This window comes from Luteolibacter sp., from assembly GCF_058122085.1.
This window is the reverse complement of sequence record NZ_JBIKBQ010000179.1, coordinates 1-4,258: the sequence shown is the minus strand read 5'-3', so window position 1 is coordinate 4,258 and position 4,258 is coordinate 1. Positions and strand designations below refer to the sequence as shown.

4 protein-coding genes are annotated in these 4,258 nt (G+C 61.6%); 1 reads left to right on the top strand and 3 read right to left on the bottom strand.

The annotated features are described in order from the left end of the window. Positions 1–237 precede the first annotated feature (237 nt). A complete protein-coding gene (locus tag AC4DF4_RS18000) occupies positions 238–1,221 on the top strand; it encodes a tyrosine-type recombinase/integrase (RefSeq protein WP_490049486.1) in 984 nt (327 codons plus the stop codon). A 28-nt stretch (positions 1,222–1,249) separates the two neighbouring features. Here AC4DF4_RS18000 and AC4DF4_RS17995 read toward each other — a convergent pair whose 3' ends face one another. The 3 genes from AC4DF4_RS17995 to prmC form a co-directional block, all read right to left on the bottom strand. Further along, the gene (locus AC4DF4_RS17995) at positions 1,250–1,522 is read right to left on the bottom strand and encodes a type II toxin-antitoxin system VapC family toxin (RefSeq protein ID WP_490049485.1); all 273 of its coding nucleotides are present in this window, start codon (positions 1,520–1,522) and stop codon (positions 1,250–1,252) included. Positions 1,523–1,799: 277 nt separating this feature from the next. Continuing rightward, positions 1,800–3,074 (bottom strand): UDP-N-acetylglucosamine 1-carboxyvinyltransferase, encoded by a 1,275-nt coding sequence (gene murA / locus AC4DF4_RS17990; RefSeq protein WP_490049484.1) that lies wholly within the window; start codon positions 3,072–3,074, stop codon positions 1,800–1,802. A 159-nt stretch (positions 3,075–3,233) separates the two neighbouring features. After that, positions 3,234–4,070, bottom strand: a complete 837-nt coding sequence (gene prmC, locus AC4DF4_RS17985) for a peptide chain release factor N(5)-glutamine methyltransferase (RefSeq protein WP_490049483.1) — start codon at positions 4,068–4,070, stop codon at positions 3,234–3,236. Between the last annotated feature and the right edge of the window lie 188 nt (positions 4,071–4,258).

Genomic DNA, 4,258 nt, shown 5'->3' with positions numbered 1-4,258 from the left:
ACCGGCCCGTCCCAGCGCGAAAGAGCAATCCGAGCTTGCTGGGGAGATCAAGTTCTCGTATCAAATGTCCATCAGCCAGCCCGCTGAGATTTTAACAATTTAACGGAAAGAAAAATTTCCCCGTTTCCGCAGGTTATCCCGCGAAAATCAGCTTGTCAAAAACCTTGGGATGTGGAGATTTATCCACGAATTGTATTGGTAAATCTCTTAACGAAGCCAATGAAATAGGAAGATCAAATCCGTGAGGTGATGCGCTTCAAGCACTACAGTTTGAGGACGGAGGAGTCCTATGTGGGATGGTATCGGCAGTTTGTATACTTTCACGGGCTGCGACATCCGGGGGAAATGGTGATGACGGGCGAGGAGGCGGTGATGGCCAAGATGCTGTATGGCTGCGGTTTGCGGGTGCTGGAATGCCTGCGGCTGCGGGTGAAGGACGTGGATGTATCAGGCGGAAAGGTGGAGGTGCGCGGTGGCAAGAACGACAAGGATCGCGTCCTGACGATGCCGAAGAGCCTGGTGGGGTTATTGGAGGCGCAGATGCAGCAGTGCCGGGTGATTCATGACAAGGACCGGGAGGAAGGATTGGCGGGGGTGTATTTGCCGGGAGCTTATGAGGTGAAGAATCCGGCGGCGGGGGTAGGGTGGCCGTGGTTCTGGTTGTTTCCCTCCAAGAGTTTATCGGCAGATCCGCGGGCGGGCGGGCTGGGGCGGCTGCATCACGCGCATGAGGCGCGGGTGAGCCGGGCGTTGGCGGCGGCGGTGAAGGCGGCGGGGCTGGAGAAGAAGGTGACGGCGCATACGGTGCGGCACTCGTTTGCGACGCATTTGGTGCTGCGGGGAGTGGACATCCGCAGTGTGCAGGAACTGCTGGGGCACTTGGATATTCGAACGACGATGATTTGTGAAGATCCATGTCGAAGAAGCCACCGCGCCCTGACTGACGAGCATTGCTTCCGGATATCGGATGGCAAAACCGGCGGCGTGACGGAAGGCTGGCTGGTGGTGGTCGTTTTCAGGGGGGCGGGCGGGACGGGTGGCGGGGAAGCGGGCGCTTCTTCCTCGCCGGGGCGGTGGCCGGCGTCGATGATAATGCGGGCTTGTTTCCAGGCTTGGATGAAGCGGGGGCCGGACTCGGAGTCGGCGAACTGGAGGACGAGGTCGTCGAGATCGCGGAGGTCTCCGAGGAGGGAACATCGAACATTGAACGCTCAACATTGAACATCGAAGGGGGGAGAAATTGGATTTTTCAATCCAGCCAGTTTTCAAACCGCAAGCCGGGGACTTGGGCGAAGTCCACAGTGTTGCGGGTGAGGAGCGTGGCATCGTGGGTGATGGCGATGCAGGCGATTTTCAGATCCATGGTGCCGATGCGGAGTCGGTGCTTTTGAAATTGGCGGAGCAATGTTGCCGCTTCCTGATCGAAAGGAAGGACCAGCCAGTGGGCGAACAAATCGACCTGCTTTTGCAGTCGCGCATAGACCGGGATTTGCCAGTCCGGGTCATTGGAGCGGTTGAGCAGCGCCAGCCATCCGCGAAGGTGTTCCTCGACGGTGATGATGGTCGTTGCCAGGGGGCGCGTTGATTCTTGAGGCGCGTGCGCAAGAGTCGTCCGGCGGCGGAGTTTTCCTCGAGTTCGGCGAGGTGATTGGTATCAAGCACCTTCCTGTTCCAAAGATTTCACTCGTTCTTCCATGGTGATCATGCCGTGAACGCTAGCGCATCTATTTCAGGGAGGAAAATCGATTTTTTGCAGGAATCAACGGCGCGGGCGATGGCGTATTTTTTCTCCCTGCGCTTCAGCGCTCTTTCACCCGCTCGACGTCGGCGCCGAGCATGAGGAGTTTTTCGTCGATGTGCTCGTAGCCGCGGTCGATGTGATAGAGGCGGCTGATTTCCGTGGAGCCCTTGGCGGTGAGTGCGGCGAGGACGAGGGCGGCTGAGGCGCGGAGGTCGGAGGCCATGACGGGCGCGGCGGAAAGCCGGGCGACGCCATGGACGACGGCGGTGCCGTGATCGACGCGGATGTCGGCACCCATCCGTTTGAGCTCGGCGCAGTGCATGAAGCGCTGCGGGAAAATGGTGTCTTTGATGACGCTGATGCCGGGCGTGGTGGCGAGCAGGGCGGTCATTTGCGCCTGCATGTCGGTGGGGTAGCCGGGGTAGGGGGCGGTGACGAGATTGACGCCTTGGGTGGTGCCGTCGTTGCGGCGGACGGTGCAGGTGTCGCCGGCCTCGTTGAAATCGACGCTGTGGCCGGACGCTTCGATGGCGGCGGTGATGGCTTTCATGTGCTCGCGGCAGACGCGGCGGAGCGTGACGCCGTCACCTGCCAGAGCTGCGGCGGCCATGAAGGTGCCGGCTTCGATCCGGTCCGGGATGACGGTGTGCTCGACGCCGCGAAGTGCTTTCACGCCCTCGATGACGATGCGGCGGGTGCCCGCGCCGGTGATTTTCGCGCCCATCGAGTTGAGGAAATTCGCGAGGTCGAGGACTTCGGGCTCGGCGGCGGCGGACTCGATGATGGTGATGCCCTCGGCGAGGGTGGCGGCCATCATGACGTTGTCGGTGCCGAGTACGGTCGGGCCGTGGGTGCCGCGGAGGTCGATTTCCGCGCCGCGCAGGCCGTCGGGGGCGGTGAGGGTGATGTTTCCGCCTTCGAATTCGATTTTCGCGCCGAGCGCTTCGAGTCCGCGCAAATGCAGGTCCACCGGGCGGTCGCCGATGACGCAGCCGCCGGGAAGCGAGACGACGCAGCGGCCGTTGCGGGCGAGCAGTGGTCCCATCACGCAGATCGAGGCGCGCATCCGGCGGACGAGTTCGTAAGGCGCTTCATCGATGACCTCGGCGCAGGAAATGCGGACGGTGCCGGACGAACGCTCCACATCCGCGCCGAGGGCGCTGAGGATCTGGATCATGTAGTTGGTGTCCGAGACGTCGGGCACGCGGCGGATGATGCAGTCCTCGCCGGTGAGGATGGCGGCGGCCAGGATGGGCAGCGAGGCGTTTTTGGAGCCGGAAATATTGATCGAGCCGCGCAAGGTGGCACCGCCGTGAACGAGGAGTTTGTCCATGTGGAGTTGAGAGTGAGTGGTTGAGAGTTGAGAGTCAGAAACGAAATGGTCGAGAGGGAAGAGGATGAATGAATGAATGAAAGCCGGGATGAATCCCGCGGTCCGTTTTGACTGTTCTTGGACTTTCTCTCAACTTTCAACCATCAACTCTCAACTTCTTCACGGCCGCCGGGCGAAGGGAAACCGGGCGATTCCGGACAGGTCGGTTTTCACTTCGATGGCGGTGAAGGCGGACGTTTGTAAAATTTCCGCGACCTGTGAAGCCTGATCGTGGCCGATTTCGAGGACGAGCCAGCCGCCGGGCTTGAGGCGGTGGAATGCCTCCGGGATGAAGCGGCGGATGAGGTCGAGGCCGTCGTGGCCGCTGAAAAGTGCGAGCGCGGGGTCGTGCATGACCTCGCGGGTGAGGGTGGTGCGTTCGGCTTCCGGGACGTAGGGGAGATTGGCGACGATGCCGTCGAACCGGGCGTCGATGGCGGTGAAAAGGTCGCTTTGGAGGAAATCCGCGTTGGAAATTTCGAGGGCGGCGGCGTTTTCGCGGGCGAGGGAAAGCGCGTCCGGCGAGACGTCGGCGAGGGTGACACTCCAGCCGGGGCGGGCGGCGGCGAGGGTGAGGCCGAGCACGCCGGAGCCGCAGCCCATGTCGAGGATTTCGAGCTCGGTGGGGAGCTCCCATTTCAAGATCCATTCGGCGAGTTCCTCGGTTTCGGGGCGGGGGATGAGGGCGCGGGCATCGGTCTTGAACTCGTGTTTGTGAAACCAGACGGTGCCGAGCAGGTGCTGGAGCGGGATGCCTTCGCCGCGCTTTTTCAAGGTTTCGCGCAGCGGACTGAGGTCGGTTTCCTCGAGCGGGCGGTCGAACTGGAGGTAAAGGTCCATCCGGGTGCAGCCGAGTTGGCGGGCGACGAGCATCTGCATGTTGCGGCGGGCGTCCTCGATGCCGCGCTTTTCGAGATAGCGGGTGCCGCCATCGATGGTTTCCAGAACAGTGCTCATTGAAAAAGTCAGCGCAGGTTGGACCTGCCGGGCGGTCGCGCCAAGACCTATGATCGGGATTTTGCGCAGGGTCCCTACATTAGGGAGAGGAGTTGTTCAAGATAGTCGGAGTCGTGGGTGGCTCGGAGTTCGCGTTTGGGCAGGCTCTTGCGTTTCTTGCCTTCGAAGGGCATGCGGTTGTGGGCGTT

What these genes read in the sequence shown, in the direction of transcription:
- murA (WP_490049484.1), bottom strand. Translation starts at nt 3,074, where the DNA reads ATGGACAAACTCCTCGTTCACGGCGGTGCCACCTTGCGCGGCTCGATC.
- prmC (WP_490049483.1), bottom strand. Translation starts at nt 4,070, where the DNA reads ATGAGCACTGTTCTGGAAACCATCGATGGCGGCACCCGCTATCTCGAA.